The sequence below is a fragment of the Pseudomonas sp. B40(2017) genome (genome assembly GCF_002112855.1).
In the GTDB taxonomy this organism is placed as follows: Bacteria; Pseudomonadota; Gammaproteobacteria; order Pseudomonadales; family Pseudomonadaceae; genus Aquipseudomonas; species Aquipseudomonas pharyngis.
The window spans coordinates 407,914-423,197 of sequence record NZ_NEIT01000005.1 but is presented as its reverse complement, the minus strand read 5'-3'; the positions used below and the strand labels follow the sequence as shown (position 1 = coordinate 423,197).

The window sequence follows — 15,284 nt, the reverse complement described above, 5'->3', positions numbered from 1 at the left end:
GATTTTCCTTATGCGACGGCTCAGGCCTTGAGCGCTTTCTTCGGGTAGATGTCATAGCGGCTGGATTTGCCATCCAGCGCATGGCTCGGTTTCGGCCCTTCGATGCACGGCGCCTTGCGCGGTCGCTTGACCACCACCCGGTGCGTGGCCAATGCCAGCGCCGCTTCCAGCAACGCCGGGGCATCCGGATCATCGCCCACCAACGGGCGGAACAGACGCATTTCCTTTTTCACCAGCGCGGTTTTCTCACGGTGCGGGAACATCGGGTCGAGGTAGATCACCTGCGGCGGCTCGCCCTCCCAATTGCGCATCACGTCGATGGAGTTGCCCTTGAGCAGCTTCATCCGCGCCACGATCGGCGCCACCTCGAAGTCTTCCGCAGCGCGGGCCAGACCATCCTCCAGCAACGCGCCGATCAATGGCTGGCGCTCAATCAGGCTCATCTCGCAACCGAGACTGGCCAGCACGAACGCATCCTTGCCCAGCCCTGCCGTGGCATCCAGCACCCGTGGACGCACGCCTTGGGCGATGCCGACCGCCTTGGCGATCATCTGCCCGCTGCCACCGCCGTACAACCGGCGATGGGCCGCGCCACCCTCGACAAAGTCCACCCGCACCGGCCCCGGCGCATCCGGCCCCAGCTGTTGCAGCTGCAAACCCTGCTCGCCGACCTGCAGGGCAAACTCGCCGTCAGCCACCTGCAACGGCAGGTTCAGGCGCTGCGCCCACTGCTCGGCCTGCGCTTCGAACGTCGGGCCGAGGGCCTCGACATGGATGCGGCAGGCCGCGGGTTGCTCAATCATGGAAAACACGCTCAAAAAAGTTAAGGATCGGCAAAATCCGCCGATAACCCAATCAACGCGTATTTTGCCAGAGCTGAGCGTCAACCGAAAAAAATGTCAGGCATTCTTCCCACATCGATTGGCTACATTTCGCCCACAGGCGATTTCAGCCGTCATAACACTCAAGCATTGGGCGGCGTCAGCCACCTGTGGCAGGATTTTTTTGCCCAGGCACTGGCCGAGCAATCGAGTGATGTGGTGCCGGCCTGTGGCACGTTCCCACCGGTTGACCTGGAAAGCCCTGAAGAACCGACCGTCGGCAGCGAACTGCACGCGCACATCGTCAGCCAGCGCGAATGCGATGTGGTTGAAACCGAGGTGCGTCCGCCGGAGCCGCTGTTCCTGCCGATCGCCGAAATCGACATGACACTGGCCGAGCCGTACCCTCCGTTCCCGCCAGAAGAAATCAAGACTCAGCAAAAGCAGCAGGATTTCGACAGCAGCTGGGTTCGTCCGGTCGTGATCAACAACGGCCAGCCGATTCCGGAGCCAGGCCCTGCCCCGCAGAAAAAACCGCTGTACCTGCCGATTGCCGAGTTCGACCTGGATCTGCTGCAGCCGTACCCGCCATTCCCGCCGGAAGCCATCGTCGAGCAGCAGAAAGCCCTGGACTTCGATAACGGCTGGGTGCGCCCGATCGTTCAGCAGAATTTGCGCATCGCCGCCTGATCCCTCAGCGACACACGCTCCAGCGCCCGACATCGACATGAAAGTGATTGCGATGGGCGGCGTTGTAATCCGGACTCAACACCACACTGAACACCTCGCAGGCGCCATCGCGCACCTGACGTAGAAACTGTGCGTCCCGGTTTTGCTTCGGCCAGTCCTTGAGCACGCTGATCGCGCGACCATCCGCCAGACGGAAGCCGGCGATGTCCAGGGCATCGGCGCTGGCGTGGCGGCTGAGCGCGCCGCTATCGCGGTTGTAGACGTTGCGGCAGGCGAAGCTGCCGAGGTGATCGACCCGCGCCACCGACTGACCGTAGGCCTGCTGCGCCGCCGGTTGCAGCGTGTGGCGCTCGAACATCGCGAACGCCACGGCCAACGGGCAACTGGCGAGAAAGCTGCTGCTGAGCCCCACACCGCCGCCCTGCACGCGCAAAGCGCCGATCAGCGGGCATTTGGCATCCGGACTGTCGGCCTGTGGCGAAACCCGCAGGCCAGAGCTGCCCAGCGCCTGTGCGCACAGGGCCGGATCGCTGCGCAGGCGCATCAACTTGTAACCCGTGAGCCAGTTGGGCGTCGCCTGCACGTCCAGCGGCGCCCACGGGTTCCACCGCGGCGGCACATCGAGCCAGCCGCGCCAGACGCCGATCAGCCCGCCACCAATGATCAGCAGCCCTGCCAACACCAGCCAGCGCCCCATGCTCATCCCTTGAAGAATTGATTGGCCTTGGCGTACGGCATCGAACGGGAGGTGAAGGTGAAGGTGCCGGACTGCTGGATTTCTTCAGCCGCGCGGAAAAACTCACCCAATGCCGCCAGTGCCAGCGCCGAGCCGGTGCTGATCCGCTTCACGCCCATTTCTTCCAGCTGTTGCACCGTCAGCTTCAAGCCGCCGGACATCAACACATTGACCGGTTTCGGCGCCACCGCGCGCACCACCGCCAGAACTTCTTCGGCGGTGCGCAGGCCCGGCGCGTACAACACGTCAGCGCCAGCTTCGGCAAAGGCCTGCAAGCGGCGGATGGTGTCGTTGAGATCGGGATTGCCGTGCAGATAGTTTTCCGCACGGGCGGTCAGGGTGAAGGGAAACGGCAAGGTGCGCACGGCAGCGACGGCGGCTTCGATCCTTGCCACCGCGTGTTCGAAGCAGTAGATCGGCGAGTCTTCCCGGCCGGTGGCATCTTCGATCGAGCCACCCACGGCGCCCGCCTCGGCTGCGCGGATCAGACTTTGTGCCGATTCGGCCGGGGAGTCGGCGAAGCCGTTTTCCAGATCCACTGCCACCGGCAAATCCGTGGCCGCGACAATCGCCCGGACATTGGCCAGCGTATCGTCAAGACTCAGGCCACCATCGGGCTTGCCTTGGGAAAACGCATAACCGGCGCTGGTGGTCGCCAGCGCCTGATAGCCGAGACTGGCGAGCATCTTCGCGGAACCGGCATCCCACGGATTGGGAATCACGAAAATCCCCGGGCGTTCGTGCAGGGCTTTGAAGGCTTCGGCTTTACGGGCTTGTTGTTGACGGGCTTGGGCGTCCATCGGCAGGCTCCTGGGCAGCAAAGAAATCCGCCTCAGAGCAGGCCAAGTTGCTCGGCGGCGGGTTCTCTGTATAGCTCAGGCAAAGGTCGCAGGCCAGGCAAACGTTGCATCAGTTGTGCGTGAAAACGTTGCGCCAGCTTCGCCGCCAGAATGTTATCGGCGGTGTGCAGGAAGATGTACGGCGTACGGCCCTCTTCGATCCACTCGGCGATTTTCGCCACCCACGGCACCAGGAACGGGTCGTTGGCCTCAAGCTCCGGATGGCCGATGAAGCGCACCTGCGGGAACTGGGTGAACGCTGCTGGACGCGTCGGTACGCGGGGCTTTTTCGATTGAGCGTGGATCACCGACGACTCGGTCGACAGGCAACTGAACAAGGCGCGCGGATCAAGGCAGATGCGCTCCACACCGCGATCCAGCAGCAGCCGGTTGAGCAGTCGCTCACTCTCACCCTTGGCGAAGAACTGTTCGTGGCGCACTTCCACCGCCAGCGGACAATCCAGCGCATCGATGAACGCGGCGAGCTCCGGCAAGCGGTGCGGCGTGAAGCTTTTCGACAGTTGCAGCCACATTGGCGAGACGCGCTCACCGAGCGGTTTGAGCAACTGGAGGAAGGTTTCGGCGGCAGTCAGTTGATCGCGCAAATCGCCGCTGTGGCTGATGTCACCGGGAAACTTGGCAGTGAAGCGAAAGTGCTCCGGCATCACCTCGGCCCAGCGCTGCACGGTGGCCGGCGACGGGCTGGCGTAGAAGGTCGTGTTGCCTTCCACGGCGTTGAACACTTGTGAATAGAGTCCGAGGAAATCGGAGGTCTTGGCGTCTACCGGATACAGATACTCGCGCCAGGCGTTTTCGCTCCAGGACGGGCAACCGAGGTAGTAAGGCAAATCCATCAGATGTACAGATCAAGGCCCAGCACGTCTGCATCCCAATCGACAAAACCGGCGGTGCTCAGGTAGCTGGCCAGGGCCATGGCCACGCTTTTCTTCATCGCGCGGTGATAAATCATGTCTTGTTGACGGGCGGGCAGATTGCTCAGGCGTTGCGCGGTGGCTTTGGCGGCACGGGCAGCCAGTTGCTCTTCGGTCGGGAATTCCAGCTCGCCGTCGATATCGTCGACGGACTCATCCAGCGCCGGATTGCCTTTGCGAGGCTTGCGCTTGATGGGGTAGGAATGAGTGGAAACGCCGTCTATACGCATAAAGTCATGCTCGGTATCGATGATGGCAATTTAGCGGCACCTGACCGACTTAGCAAATCGCCGAGTGATAACTAGAACACATAAAAGGCAAAAGGTTTAAAGCGCGGGGTTAGAAACGGACGATTGGCGTTTGCCGATGAGCGCATCGCGAGCAGGCTCGCTCCAACATGATTTGCGACACTCATGTGGGAGCGAGCCTGCTCGCGATTGGGAAAACTTGATTTCGAGGATCAACGAGCCTTGGGGGTGGCCACTTTGTCGCGCAGGTAAACCGGCTGGGCGTCGTCTGCCGGAATCGCTTCACCGCGCTCCCAGGCAAATCGCGCCAGGGTCAGCAGGTCTTCGGCATGGGGCAGCATGCCGGCATCGGATCCGCTCAGGTTTACAGCGATGCGTTCGCCATAACCCCAACCCGTGCCGGCACCGAACCAGTCACCCGAAGCATCGTCCGGCAGCGCAGCGACTTCCGGCGGCAGCACCGCCTCGGCGCCGACCAGACGCATCTCCCCGGCCGTCTCGCGGTAGCAGCCCCAATACACCTCATCCATCCGCGCATCGATGGCAGCCGCGACCTGGCTCACGCCGTGCTCGCGATAAGCCCGTTGCGCCAGCACGGCCAGGTTCGACACCGGCAACACCGGGCGATCCAGCGCAAAGGCCAGGCCTTGCACCACGCCAATGGCAATCCGCACACCGGTGAATGCGCCCGGGCCACGTCCGAAGGCGATGGCGTCCACCGCTTGCAGGGTGGTGCCGGCGTCGGCCAGCAGTTGCTGGATCATCGGCAGCAGTTTCTGCGCGTGCAGGCGCGGGATCACCTCGTAATGGCTCGTGACCTTGCCGTCATGCAGCAAGGCAACGGAGCAAGCTTCAGTCGCGGTGTCCAGGGCCAGCAAGGTGCTCATCGATGTGTCCGTAAATCAGGTGGGGAAAAGTGCGCCAGTATAAACAACTACGGCCCGCAAGCGGGCCGTGGATGATGCAGCGGATCAGGTTTTTCAGCTCAGGGCTTCAAGCACCTTGGCAGTGATCGCTTCAACCGAACCGACGCCAGGGATATGGCTGTACTTCGGCTTGCCACCGTTCTTGGCGGACAGGTTCTGGTAGAACTCCACCAGCGGCTTGGTCTGCGAGTGGTAGACCGACAGGCGATGACGCACGGTTTCTTCGGTGTCGTCCTTGCGCTGCACCAGCTCTTCGCCGGTGATGTCGTCTTTGCCGGCCAGTTTCGGCGGGTTGTAGACGATGTGGTAAACGCGGCCGCTGGCCTCGTGAACGCGACGACCGGCGATACGCTGAACGATTTCTTCGTCTTCAACGGCGATTTCGACCACGGCGTCCAGCTCGACACCGGCAGTCACCAGCGCTTCAGCCTGAGGAATGGTGCGCGGGAAGCCATCGAACAGGAAACCCTTGGCACAATCGGCTTGAGCGATACGGTCCTTGACCAGCGCGATGATCAGGTCATCCGACACCAGGCCGCCGGCATCCATGATGCTCTTGGCCTTGATGCCCAGCTCGGTGCCGGCCTTGACCGCAGCACGCAGCATGTCGCCGGTGGAGATTTGCGGAATGCCGAATTTCTCGGTGATGAACTTAGCCTGAGTACCTTTACCGGCCCCGGGAGCTCCCAGCAGAATGACGCGCATCGATGTGCTCCTCAATTTTTTATATAAAAAACAATGGATTCGCCTCGTGGGGCCAATCTCATAAAACGGGTCGTGGCCGACCAAACGGCCAAAGGCTGATCAAGATACACAGCAGGCTGCGCCCACACAAGACGCCAAAAGTCGGAGAAACCGGCGCCCGCCGCGACCTTGCGACGCGGTTCCCCAAGTCGCAACCCCATCATTAACTGTCGCCTGACCGCATTTTTCCTACAGTCAATAAACGGCACCCGAGGTTCGCCCCGGGTGCCCCGCCCCACGCAGAAAACCTTAGCCGGTATTTCGCAAACCGGCGGCAATCCCCGCCACAGACACCAGCAACGCCTGTTCCACCGGGCTGCCCTGCTCGACATTCTGCTGCCGCGAACGCGCCAGCAACTCGGCCTGCAATAGATGCAGCGGGTCGAGGTAGGTGTTGCGCAGACGGATGAATTCCAGGGTGTCTGGGCTATGTGCCAGTAGCTGCGACTGACCGGTCAGGCCGAGGACAACGGAACAGGCCTGCGACAATAGGTCGCGTAAGTGCGCACCCAACGGCAGCAACTCCGGCTCCACCAGACGCTCGTCGTAGGACAGCGCGATATCGGCGTCGGCCTTGGCCAGCACCATTTCCAGCATGTCGATGCGGGTGCGGAAGAACGGCCACTGCTCGCGCATCTGCCCCAGCAACTCGCCTTCGCCGCGCTCCAGCGCATTGTTCAGTGCGGTTTCCCAGCCGAGCCAGGCCGGCAGCATCAGGCGGGTCTGGGTCCAACCGAAGATCCACGGAATCGCCCGCAGGCTTTCGATGCCACCAGCACGGCGCTTGGCCGGACGGCTGCCCAATGGCAAGCGGCCCAACTCCTGCTCCGGTGTGGATTGACGGAAATACTCAACGAATTGCGGATTCTCCCGCACCACCGCACGGTAAGCAGCGACGCCGTCGGCGGCCAGTTCGTCCATCAGATGCCGCCATTCGGGAGTCGGTGGCGGCGGAGGCAACAGGGTCGCTTCGAGCACCGCCGCCAGATACAGATTGAGGTTTTGCTCGGCGATGTCCGGCAGGCCGAATTTGAATCGAATCATTTCCCCCTGCTCGGTAGTGCGGAAACGTCCGGCCACCGACCCCGGCGGCTGCGACAGAATCGCCGCGTGCGCCGGACCGCCACCCCGGCCCACGGTGCCACCGCGACCGTGGAACAGCAGCAGTTCGACTTGTTGCTCACGGCAGATTTCCACCAGCCGCTCCTGCGCCCGGTACTGCGCCCAGGCCGCGGCGGTAGTGCCGGCGTCCTTGGCCGAGTCGGAATAGCCGATCATCACTTCCTGCGGGCCTTGCAGGCGCGCGCGGTAACCCGGCAGCAGCAACAGGCGTTCGATCACCGGGCCGGCGTTGTCGAGGTCGGCGAGGGTTTCGAACAGCGGCACCACGCGCATCGGCCGCAGTACCCCGGATTCCTTGAGCAGCAACTGCACCGCGAGCACATCGGAAGCGGCACCGGCCATGGAGATCACGTAGGAGCCCAGCGAAGCGCCCGGCGCGGCGGCGATTTCCTTGCAGGTGGCGAGCACTTCGGCGGTGTCGGCCGAGGGTTTGAAATGCGCCGGCAGCAACGGCCGACGGTTTTGCAGTTCGCGGGTCAGGAAGCTGATGCGCTGTTCTTCGTCCCACTCCTCGTATTTGCCGAGGCCGAGGTAATCAGTGATTTCGGTCATGGCCGCGCTATGGCGGGACGAGTCCTGACGCACATCGAGTCGCACCAGGAACAGGCCGAACGTCACCGCCCGGCGCAGGCAATCGAGCAACGGCCCATCGGCGATCACGCCCATGCCGCATTCGTGCAGCGAGTTGAAACACAGCTCCAGCGGATCGAGCAGGTCGCGGTTGTTGTGCAGCACATCGGCCGGTGCCGGGGTGGTTGCGGTCAGCGATGCATGGGCCCAGTTGCGCGTGGCGCGCAGCCGTTCACGCAATTGTTTGAGCACTGCCCGATACGGCTCGGCACTGTCGCCGGCCCGGGCCTTGAGCGCTTCGCTGGCCTGCTGCATCGACAGTTCGGCCGCCAGGTGATCGACGTCACGCAGGTACAGATCCGCCGCCATCCAGCGCGCCAGCAACAGCACTTCGCGGGTCACGGTAGCGGTCACGTTCGGGTTGCCGTCACGGTCACCGCCCATCCACGAAGCGAAGCGGATCGGCGCAGCTTCCAGCGGCAAGCGCAAACCGGTAGCGGCGAACAGCGCCTGGTCGGCCTTGCGCATATGGTGGGGAATCGCTTGCCACAGCGAATGTTCGATCACCGCAAACCCCCACTTGGCTTCGTCCACCGGAGTCGGGCGGGTGCGGCGGATTTCTTCGGTGTGCCAGGCTTCGGCGATCAGGCGTTGCAGGGTGTTGTGGATCTGCTCGCGTTCGGTCGTGGTCAAGTCACGATGATCTTGGGCTGCCAGTTGCGCGGCAATCGCGTCGTACTTCTGGATCAGCGTGCGCCGGGCCACTTCGGTCGGGTGCGCGGTGAGTACCAGTTCGATTTCCAGCCGCGCCAGTTGCCGGGCCAGGGATTCGGCGCTGTGCCCTTCGTTGCGCAGGCGGGCGAGCAGTTCCGGCAGCACGCGGGACTCGAACGGCGCGGCCTGGGTCTCTTCCCGGCGATGAATGAGCTGGTACTGCTCGGCGATGTTCGCCAGGTTGAGAAACTGGTTGAACGCCCGCGCCACCGGCAGCAGTTCGTCTTCACTCAATTGATTGAGGCTGGCGCTGAGTTCGGCGTCCATCGAGCCGCGCCGGTCGGCCTTGGCGCCCTTGCGGATCTGCTCGATCTTGTCGAGAAACGCCTCGCCGTACTGGTCACGAATGGTGTTGCCCAACAGCTCACCGAGCAGGTGAACGTCTTCGCGCAAGCGTGCATCAATATCGGTCATCAGCATCTCTCCAGCAGTAATCGGTGACGGATCGCAAGTGAGTGGATGAACAGAGAGTGCCGCTCCGGGACGCTTCTTACAAGCAGACGACGAAGGGACTTTAAACCTTGAGGGTTGCAGCTAGTCTCAACAGTAAGCCGCACAACGGCTTGCCGCCGGCAGACGCCGGACACTCACCAAGACCTGCCATGAGCAGGTGCGACATGAGGTTTTTATGAAAATCCGTGAACTCGCCCAGCATTGGGAAGAAACCGCCAAGGGTCGCCTGACCGATACCGGCTACACGATTCATCTGGACGTGGAAGCCGCCGCACGGCTGGCGGCGATTGCCGAGATGTACCCCAAACGCCATGCCGAAGAACTGCTCGGCGAGCTGATCGGCGCCGCCCTCGAGGAGTTCGAAGCGAGCCTGCCGTATGTGAAAGGCTCGACCGTGGTCGCCACCGACGAGGAAGGCGATCCGCTGTATGAGGATGTCGGCCCGACGCCGCGTTTTCTCGCGCTGTCGCGGCGTCATCTGCATGACTTGTCGGCTGCTGCCGGGAAGCAGAAACACTGATTCCTGACCCTTCAGAACGGTGGGAATGTTTTGCCCTCGATGGCGTCAGTTCAGCAGCACATGTGCTGAATTCGATGGCCTCATCGCTGGCAAGCCAGCTCCCACAGGGACTGTGTCCCCCCTCCGCTTTTTGCGCCGTTTCTCGCCCGCGCGTACCTCTGCCCACCGCCAAAGTTCCCGGTTTAGAGCCCTGTCCGTTCGGTCAAAATTTTTTTTGGCGATGGGCCATCTTTTCTGAACTTTTGAAAAATGCCTTCGGTCGGAACAGGTAACCACGCCTGGAACGAGCGTTTCAAAACGCGCTGACACACGACGGTTGTCACTCCTCGACCAGGATGGATTTCGAAGCTTCCAAGGAGTTAACCAATGGAGTTGAAGACCATGAAGACCCAAACCTCGTTCTCCCACCTGCGCGGTCTGAAACTGGCTGCTCTGGCCATCGGCACCAGCTTCGTACTGGCCGGTTGTGCCGGCAATCCACCGACCGAGCAATACGCCGTCACTCAATCGGCAGTCAACAGCGCGGTCAGCGCTGGCGGTACCGAGTTCGCCGCCGTGGAAATGAAGCAGGCTCAGGACAAGCTGAAGCAAGCCGAAATCGCCATGCACGACAAGAAGTATGACGAAGCCCGTCGCTTGTCCGAGCAGGCCGAGTGGGATGCCCGCGTTGCCGAACGCAAGGCTCAGGCAGCCAAGGCCGAACTGGCTGTGAAGGACTCCCAGAAAGGTGTTCAGGAACTGCGTCAGGAAAGTCAGCGCCCAGTGCAGTAAGCGCGCATCCCGACCGCAAGGCTGAAACTCTTATCGATATAAAGGACGAACGATTATGCGTAAACAACTGATGATCCCCGCTCTCCTGGCTGCAAGCGTTGCCCTGGCTGCCTGCTCCACGCCGCCCAACCCGAACCTGGAACAGGCACGCACCAACTACGCCGGCCTGCAGGCCAACCCGCAGGCAAGCAAGGTCGCAGCGCTGGAAACCAAGGACGCCAGCGACTATCTGGACAAGGCCGACAAGGCTTATCTGGATAAAGAGGACGCCGCCAAGGTCGATCAACTGGCTTATCTGACCAACCAGCGCGTAGAAGTGGCCAAGCAGACCATCGCTCTGCGCACCGCTGAAAACAACCTGAAGAACGCCGCCGCCCAACGTGCCCAGGCCCGTCTGGATGCCCGCGATCAGCAGATCAAACAGCTGCAGGACAGCCTCAACGCCAAGCAGACCGATCGCGGCACGCTGGTGACGTTCGGTGACGTGCTGTTCGCCACCAACAAGGCCGACCTGAAATCCAGCGGTCTGGTGAACATCAACAAACTGGCGCAGTTCCTCCAGGAAAACCCTGATCGCAAAGTGATCGTCGAGGGCTACACCGACAGCACCGGTACCGCGAGCTACAACCAGTCGCTGTCCGAGCGTCGCGCGACTTCGGTGCAGGTTGCGCTGATCAAGATGGGTGTAGACCCTTCGCGTATCGTCGTACAGGGTTATGGCAAGGAATACCCGGTGGCGGATAACACCTCGGTCTCGGGCCGTGCGATGAACCGTCGCGTGGAAGTGACCATTTCCAACGACAACCAGCCAGTGATGCCGCGTTCGGCCGTGAGCTCGACTGCGCACTGATTCGCTGAGCGGTAAATGAAAAGCCCCGCCTGATTTGATCAGGCGGGGCTTTTTTGTCCGTCGCAGATTTACTCCTCGAGCTTCTGCGGCGTCTCCTGGCCCATGCAGCGCACAGCCTTTTTCTGACTGTTGACCAGCACCCCGGTCAGGCCTTTCTGTTCGGTGTCGAACAGCACCAGCACGCCATCGATGCATTGCGCCACTTGCGGCGCCGGGGTCAGGGAGATCTTGTAGTCTTCGCCGGGAACGGTCTTGAGCATGGTGAAGTCGTTGAGCAGCAACGCATCCTCGGGTTTGGCGAAGTGCAGGTAGCCGTAGTACCACAGGGCGCCGACGGTGCCGAGGATGCTGCAGATGCCGGTGATGATCAGCGGGATGGCGTTACGTTCTTCACTCATTGCGGACTCTCTGGTGGTTCGTCTTCAGAATTCGGGGGTGTTGGATAATTCGGGATCTCGCCGAGGCGGCGCAGGCCGTTGAAGTGTTCGGGATCATCGAGGTAGCGCAGCATCACCTGACGCCAGACCGGGTCGCCGAAGGTCTGCACATGCCCGCCCCGGGTCAACTGCAGCACACGCGGTGGCGGCGCAGCTTGATACAGACGGATGCCGTTGGAAAGGGGCACCAGCGGATCATCGAGACTGTGGAAGATCAGTTTCGGCACGCCGTTGAGCTGCGGCATGGCGTTGATCGCACTGTCGCCATCCGGCACCAGCCACGACAGCGGCACCTGAAACGGCCAGGTCAGCCATGAGGTGCTGAGGGCGTATTGGCCGACGCTGCGGTAACTGGCGGGCACGCCGTCGAGTACCAGGGCCTTGAGCTGTTTTTGCCTTTGCGGATGTTGCACCAGCCAATGCACCGCCATCGCCCCGCCGAGACTCTGGCCCAGCAGCACCAGCGGTTTTCCCTTGACCTCCGGCGCCTTGTCCAGCCAGGCGAAGGCGGCATCGATGTCCTGATAGATCGCCGGCAGGCTCGGTTCGCCCTCGGACAAACCGTAACCGCGATAGTCCACCAGTAGCACTTGATAGCCGTTCTTCGGCAACCACCAGCTCCCGCCCAGGTGCATCGGCAAATTGCCGCCGTTGCCGTGCAGGTGCAGCACCGTGCCCTTGACCTCAACCCCGGGTTTGGCCGGCAGCCACCAGGCATTCAGCTTGAGGCCGTCGGCGGTGGTCAGGGTGACGGTGCGGTATTCGAGCTTGGCCTTTTCCGGGGTGAAGATCTGCCCCGGTTCAGGGTAGAACAGCAAGGAACTGCAACCGCCGAGGGTCAGGAGCAGGCAAAGGATGCCGAGGATTCTCATCCGGTGAAACCTCGCAAAAATTCTGGTTGGAACACAGATCAAACCTGTGGGAGCGAGCCTGCTCGCGATGGCGGCGTGTCAGGCAACTTCACTTTTGAACGTTGACCGCCATCGCTAGCAGGCTAGCTCCCACAAGGGATATTGGTTGGTTACAGGATGTTGGAGTAATCCGCCTCGATCCGGTCCAGGCTCAAGTGATTGAGGAAGTTGGAGAAGCACATCCACGCCGACAACGCATTCATGTCGCGGAACTGGTCCGGCAGGTACTTCGGCGGCACCACCAATCCTTCGTCCACCAGCTGACGCAGGGTTCGCATGTCTTCCAACGTGGTCTTGCCACAGAACAACAGCGGGATCTGCTCGAGCTTGCCCTTGCGCACGGCCAACTGAATGTAGTTGTAAACCATGATGAAGCCCTTGAGGTAGGACAAGTCTTTGGTAAACGGCAGACCGGTCGGCGTCGAACCACGGAAAACCCGACTGGCGTTGCCGTAGCTTTCCGCCATCTCGAAGCCCTGCTCGCGGAAGAACTCGAAAATCTGCAGGAAGTCCGCGCCCTCCTCGACCATGTGAATGGCGCGGGTGCGGTTGGTCAGTTTGCGCAGGCGGCTCGGATAGGAGGCGAAGGTGATGATTTCCATCAGGATCGCCAGGCCTTCCTGAGTCACCGTCGACGAAGGCGGCCCCTTGGACAGGAAGGTGCAGATCGGCTGGTTCAGACCGTTGAGCGTGGTGCCGACGTGCACCAGGCCTTCGTGGACTTCCAGCGCGCGCACGTCGCGGTCGTTGAACATCGCGTCGGTGCGGATCTTGATGTAGTCGGCACCCGCCGCCGCATCGGCGACGATACCGTCGGACTCGAACACGCGGATGGTTTCCTCGGCCTCGCCGAACACCTTGTTCAGGCGGGTTTGCAGCAGGTGCACGGCGTCTTTGGCGGTGAGGATCTTCGGTTCGTCCTTCAGGTCACCACGGCCGTCGATGTTGTTCAGGTAATCCGACATCATCAGGCCGAGGTCGGCCAGGGTCGGGTCACCGGCGTGGAACGCGTCGGACGCGGCGCCGTACAGCTCCTGGGAAATCAGGCCGAAATCCTCTGTGCCGCGCGCTTCGAGCATGCGCACCACCATCCGGTATTCCTTGCACATGCGGCGCATGATCTGGCCGACCGGGTTGAACTGGCCGAGCTGGCGGGTGATGTCCCGTTCGATGTTCTGGAATTCCAGCTTGACCTTGCTCGAATCAAAGGACAGCGGCCGGTTGAGGTAGTAGTCGCGATCCACCGCCGGCAATTCCTTGCCCTTGGCCTTGAGGAAGCCCTTGCGGATGTTCTCGTCCCACTTGACCGCGTCGAGCACGCGGATCGGCGTCTGCGCCAGCACTATGCGATCGGACAGAATGCGTATCGTCTGCTGGTAATCGTCCACCCGAAACTCCTGTAGAAAACGTGACGAACTGAATTATTTGGCTTTGGCTTGATGCTGATAGCGCGCCGCTTCGACGAAGACGTCGGAATTGGCCGGGTCGTCGAGGTAAGCAAAGACCTTTTCAAGCGGACTGTCGACCTGCACGCCGTCGCCGTCATCGGTCTGGAAGCCCTGGCCGTCGAGGGCTTTCTGGGCGATGGCCTGGTTGATCTGTTCGAGGTCGAGGTTGTAGATCACCAGTTCGCGCTTGTCGGTGATCTCGAAGCCGGCGATGGTGAAGTGCCCGCCGTATTGCGCCGGCACTTTCGCCGACAGGTACCAGCGGTTGCCGTGGCGCGACACCGTGAACGGATAGGCTTCACGCTCGCGGGGTTTGGCTTTGAAGTACGCAACTGCCTGATAGCGGTCGTTGCCCAGGCGCGTCAGCTCCAGATTCATCGGCTCGCCCCAGGCATTGGTGCTCGACCATTGGCCGAGCAGGCCCTTGGGCGCCGGTTCACTGGCGGGCAGCGGCTCCTTGAAGGTCACCAGACATCCGCTGAGCAGCAGGAACGACAAGGCGATCAGCACGCCACGCCAGGCTTTCATTCGACACTCCCTATGAATACACGGCCCTGAAAATCGCCGTGATCCCTTGTGGGAGCGAGCCTGCTCGCGAATGCGGGGTGTCAGGCAACAAAGATGTTGAATGTCAGACCGCATTCGCGAGCAGGCTCGCTCCCACAGGTTTGGTGTTACACCGACGCGAGTACCAGGTGCATATAGCGCGTCAGAATGCCGAGCATGTCCTCTTCGGCCAAAGGCTCGGCGTCGTTGAGCAGGCCCTGATATTCCATCCGTCCGATAATCGCCGTCAACACCTTGGCATCCTGCTGTGGCTCGCGCGAGCCCAATACCTGGAACAACTGGCAGGTGCCCTGCAACAGAATCTGCTGATGGGAGCGCACCAATTCCGCCAGACGCGGGTTGAGCAGCGCCTCCTGACGGAACGCCTGTTCGGCCATCAAATGCTCGCGACGGTTGACCAGTTGCCGATGCACGTAATCAGCCATCAAACGCGCGATATCGTCGGCCAGTTGCGAACGCGACTCCGGGCTGCCGTCACCGCTGACCACCATTTCGCGCAGCAGGCCTTCGTTGTTGATCCACAGCTTGGCCATGTAGGCCGCGCTGCGCTCGACGTACTGGGCGAAGGTATCGGTGAGCAGGTCATCGATGTCCTTGAAGTAATACGTGGTGGCCGACAGCGGCACACCGGCCTCGGCGGCCACCGCCCGATGACGCACGGCCCGCACACCGTCGCGCACGACAATGCGCATCGCCGCATCGAGAATGTCCTGTCGACGCTGTTCACTGCCCTGCCGGCTGGCCTTGCGGCCCTGGTACTGAACACTTTCAGCGACCGCAGTGGCGATTCCCGCTGCACCCTCTTGAGCCATTGCACCGATCACGACAGGCATACCTCTGTTGTTTTCTTCAAAATTAACCATTTGATACGTTTGTACCAGACAGGCAATAAAAAGCCGCCCATTTCAGGCGGCTTTTTTATTGA

The 15,284-nt window shown here is 61.7% G+C and carries 17 protein-coding genes; 4 read left to right on the top strand and 13 right to left on the bottom strand.

The genetic code is table 11. From position 1 onward, the window contains the following. Positions 1–20: 20 nt before the first annotated feature. Complete coding sequence (locus CAF76_RS16045) at positions 21–803, bottom strand: class I SAM-dependent methyltransferase (protein ID WP_064593732.1); 783 nt, start codon at positions 801–803, stop codon at positions 21–23. A 93-nt stretch (positions 804–896) separates the two neighbouring features. Here CAF76_RS16045 and CAF76_RS16040 point away from each other — a divergent pair, with 93 nt between their 5' ends. Next, complete coding sequence (locus CAF76_RS16040) at positions 897–1,511, top strand: energy transducer TonB (RefSeq protein WP_085612274.1); 615 nt, start codon at positions 897–899, stop codon at positions 1,509–1,511. A 4-nt stretch (positions 1,512–1,515) separates the two neighbouring features. Here the strand turns inward: CAF76_RS16040 and CAF76_RS16035 are convergent, their stop codons facing one another. From CAF76_RS16035 to ppc, 7 genes are all read right to left on the bottom strand, one after another. Beyond that, positions 1,516–2,208 carry an extensin family protein gene (locus tag CAF76_RS16035; RefSeq protein WP_085647781.1) on the bottom strand — a complete coding sequence of 231 codons (693 nt, stop codon included), beginning with the start codon at positions 2,206–2,208 and terminating at the stop codon, positions 1,516–1,518. A 2-nt stretch (positions 2,209–2,210) separates the two neighbouring features. Then, on the bottom strand, positions 2,211–3,047 hold the full coding sequence (locus CAF76_RS16030) for an oxaloacetate decarboxylase (protein ID WP_085647780.1): 837 nt from the start codon (positions 3,045–3,047) through the stop codon (positions 2,211–2,213). 32 nt (positions 3,048–3,079) lie between these two features. Continuing rightward, positions 3,080–3,940, bottom strand: a complete 861-nt coding sequence (locus tag CAF76_RS16025; RefSeq protein WP_039769627.1) for a DUF72 domain-containing protein — start codon at positions 3,938–3,940, stop codon at positions 3,080–3,082. After that, positions 3,940–4,248: a hypothetical protein gene (locus CAF76_RS16020; RefSeq protein WP_007954720.1), complete on the bottom strand. Its 309-nt coding sequence runs from the start codon at positions 4,246–4,248 to the stop codon at positions 3,940–3,942. The genes CAF76_RS16025 and CAF76_RS16020 overlap by 1 nt, the downstream gene beginning before the upstream one ends. A 230-nt stretch (positions 4,249–4,478) precedes the next feature. Next, a complete protein-coding gene (tsaB, locus tag CAF76_RS16015; protein WP_007954718.1) occupies positions 4,479–5,153 on the bottom strand; it encodes a tRNA (adenosine(37)-N6)-threonylcarbamoyltransferase complex dimerization subunit type 1 TsaB in 675 nt (224 codons plus the stop codon). A gap of 93 nt (positions 5,154–5,246) precedes the next feature. Then, a complete protein-coding gene (gene adk, locus CAF76_RS16010) occupies positions 5,247–5,897 on the bottom strand; it encodes an adenylate kinase (RefSeq protein WP_064593717.1) in 651 nt (216 codons plus the stop codon). Between the two features lie 288 nt (positions 5,898–6,185). Next, positions 6,186–8,816 (bottom strand): phosphoenolpyruvate carboxylase, encoded by a 2,631-nt coding sequence (gene ppc, locus CAF76_RS16005; RefSeq protein WP_085647880.1) that lies wholly within the window; start codon positions 8,814–8,816, stop codon positions 6,186–6,188. A gap of 214 nt (positions 8,817–9,030) precedes the next feature. Between ppc and CAF76_RS16000 the strand changes: the two genes are divergently transcribed. The 3 genes from CAF76_RS16000 to CAF76_RS15990 all read left to right on the top strand — a co-directional run bounded on the left by CAF76_RS16000 (position 9,031) and on the right by CAF76_RS15990 (position 10,996). After that, on the top strand, positions 9,031–9,375 hold the full coding sequence (locus tag CAF76_RS16000) for a hypothetical protein (RefSeq protein WP_011332654.1): 345 nt from the start codon (positions 9,031–9,033) through the stop codon (positions 9,373–9,375). Positions 9,376–9,741: 366 nt separating this feature from the next. Beyond that, on the top strand, positions 9,742–10,146 hold the full coding sequence (locus tag CAF76_RS15995) for a DUF4398 domain-containing protein (RefSeq protein ID WP_011332653.1): 405 nt from the start codon (positions 9,742–9,744) through the stop codon (positions 10,144–10,146). Between the two features lie 55 nt (positions 10,147–10,201). Further along, positions 10,202–10,996, top strand: coding sequence for an OmpA family protein (locus CAF76_RS15990; protein ID WP_039769619.1), 795 nt, complete (start codon positions 10,202–10,204; stop codon positions 10,994–10,996). A 68-nt stretch (positions 10,997–11,064) separates the two neighbouring features. Here the strand turns inward: CAF76_RS15990 and CAF76_RS15985 are convergent, their stop codons facing one another. The 5 genes from CAF76_RS15985 to CAF76_RS15965 form a co-directional block, all read right to left on the bottom strand. Then, a complete protein-coding gene (locus CAF76_RS15985; protein ID WP_085647779.1) occupies positions 11,065–11,394 on the bottom strand; it encodes a hypothetical protein in 330 nt (109 codons plus the stop codon). Further along, entirely contained in the window at positions 11,391–12,305 is a 915-nt protein-coding gene (locus CAF76_RS15980; RefSeq protein ID WP_007954702.1) for an alpha/beta hydrolase, read from the bottom strand. Before CAF76_RS15980 ends, CAF76_RS15985 begins: the two co-directional genes overlap by 4 nt. Before the next feature lie 149 nt (positions 12,306–12,454). After that, positions 12,455–13,732, bottom strand: coding sequence for a flavohemoglobin expression-modulating QEGLA motif protein (locus tag CAF76_RS15975; protein ID WP_064593712.1), 1,278 nt, complete (start codon positions 13,730–13,732; stop codon positions 12,455–12,457). A gap of 33 nt (positions 13,733–13,765) precedes the next feature. Continuing rightward, entirely contained in the window at positions 13,766–14,320 is a 555-nt protein-coding gene (locus tag CAF76_RS15970; protein ID WP_085647778.1) for a hypothetical protein, read from the bottom strand. A 146-nt stretch (positions 14,321–14,466) separates the two neighbouring features. Further along, the gene (locus CAF76_RS15965) at positions 14,467–15,171 is read right to left on the bottom strand and encodes a TetR/AcrR family transcriptional regulator (RefSeq protein WP_011332647.1); all 705 of its coding nucleotides are present in this window, start codon (positions 15,169–15,171) and stop codon (positions 14,467–14,469) included. Between the last annotated feature and the right edge of the window lie 113 nt (positions 15,172–15,284).

Bases quoted from the DNA above. Each gene is read 5' to 3' on its own strand.
- CAF76_RS16045 (WP_064593732.1), bottom strand. From the start codon at position 803: ATGATTGAGCAACCCGCGGCCTGCCGCATCCATGTCGAGGCCCTCGGC.
- CAF76_RS16040 (WP_085612274.1), top strand. From the start codon at position 897: ATGTCAGGCATTCTTCCCACATCGATTGGCTACATTTCGCCCACAGGC.
- CAF76_RS16035 (WP_085647781.1), bottom strand. From the start codon at position 2,208: ATGGGGCGCTGGCTGGTGTTGGCAGGGCTGCTGATCATTGGTGGCGGG.
- CAF76_RS16030 (WP_085647780.1), bottom strand. From the start codon at position 3,047: ATGGACGCCCAAGCCCGTCAACAACAAGCCCGTAAAGCCGAAGCCTTC.
- CAF76_RS16025 (WP_039769627.1), bottom strand. From the start codon at position 3,940: ATGGATTTGCCTTACTACCTCGGTTGCCCGTCCTGGAGCGAAAACGCC.
- CAF76_RS16020 (WP_007954720.1), bottom strand. From the start codon at position 4,248: ATGCGTATAGACGGCGTTTCCACTCATTCCTACCCCATCAAGCGCAAG.
- tsaB (WP_007954718.1), bottom strand. From the start codon at position 5,153: ATGAGCACCTTGCTGGCCCTGGACACCGCGACTGAAGCTTGCTCCGTT.
- adk (WP_064593717.1), bottom strand. From the start codon at position 5,897: ATGCGCGTCATTCTGCTGGGAGCTCCCGGGGCCGGTAAAGGTACTCAG.
- ppc (WP_085647880.1), bottom strand. From the start codon at position 8,816: ATGACCGATATTGATGCACGCTTGCGCGAAGACGTTCACCTGCTCGGT.
- CAF76_RS16000 (WP_011332654.1), top strand. From the start codon at position 9,031: ATGAAAATCCGTGAACTCGCCCAGCATTGGGAAGAAACCGCCAAGGGT.
- CAF76_RS15995 (WP_011332653.1), top strand. From the start codon at position 9,742: ATGGAGTTGAAGACCATGAAGACCCAAACCTCGTTCTCCCACCTGCGC.
- CAF76_RS15990 (WP_039769619.1), top strand. From the start codon at position 10,202: ATGCGTAAACAACTGATGATCCCCGCTCTCCTGGCTGCAAGCGTTGCC.
- CAF76_RS15985 (WP_085647779.1), bottom strand. From the start codon at position 11,394: ATGAGTGAAGAACGTAACGCCATCCCGCTGATCATCACCGGCATCTGC.
- CAF76_RS15980 (WP_007954702.1), bottom strand. From the start codon at position 12,305: ATGAGAATCCTCGGCATCCTTTGCCTGCTCCTGACCCTCGGCGGTTGC.
- CAF76_RS15970 (WP_085647778.1), bottom strand. From the start codon at position 14,320: ATGAAAGCCTGGCGTGGCGTGCTGATCGCCTTGTCGTTCCTGCTGCTC.
- CAF76_RS15965 (WP_011332647.1), bottom strand. From the start codon at position 15,171: ATGGCTCAAGAGGGTGCAGCGGGAATCGCCACTGCGGTCGCTGAAAGT.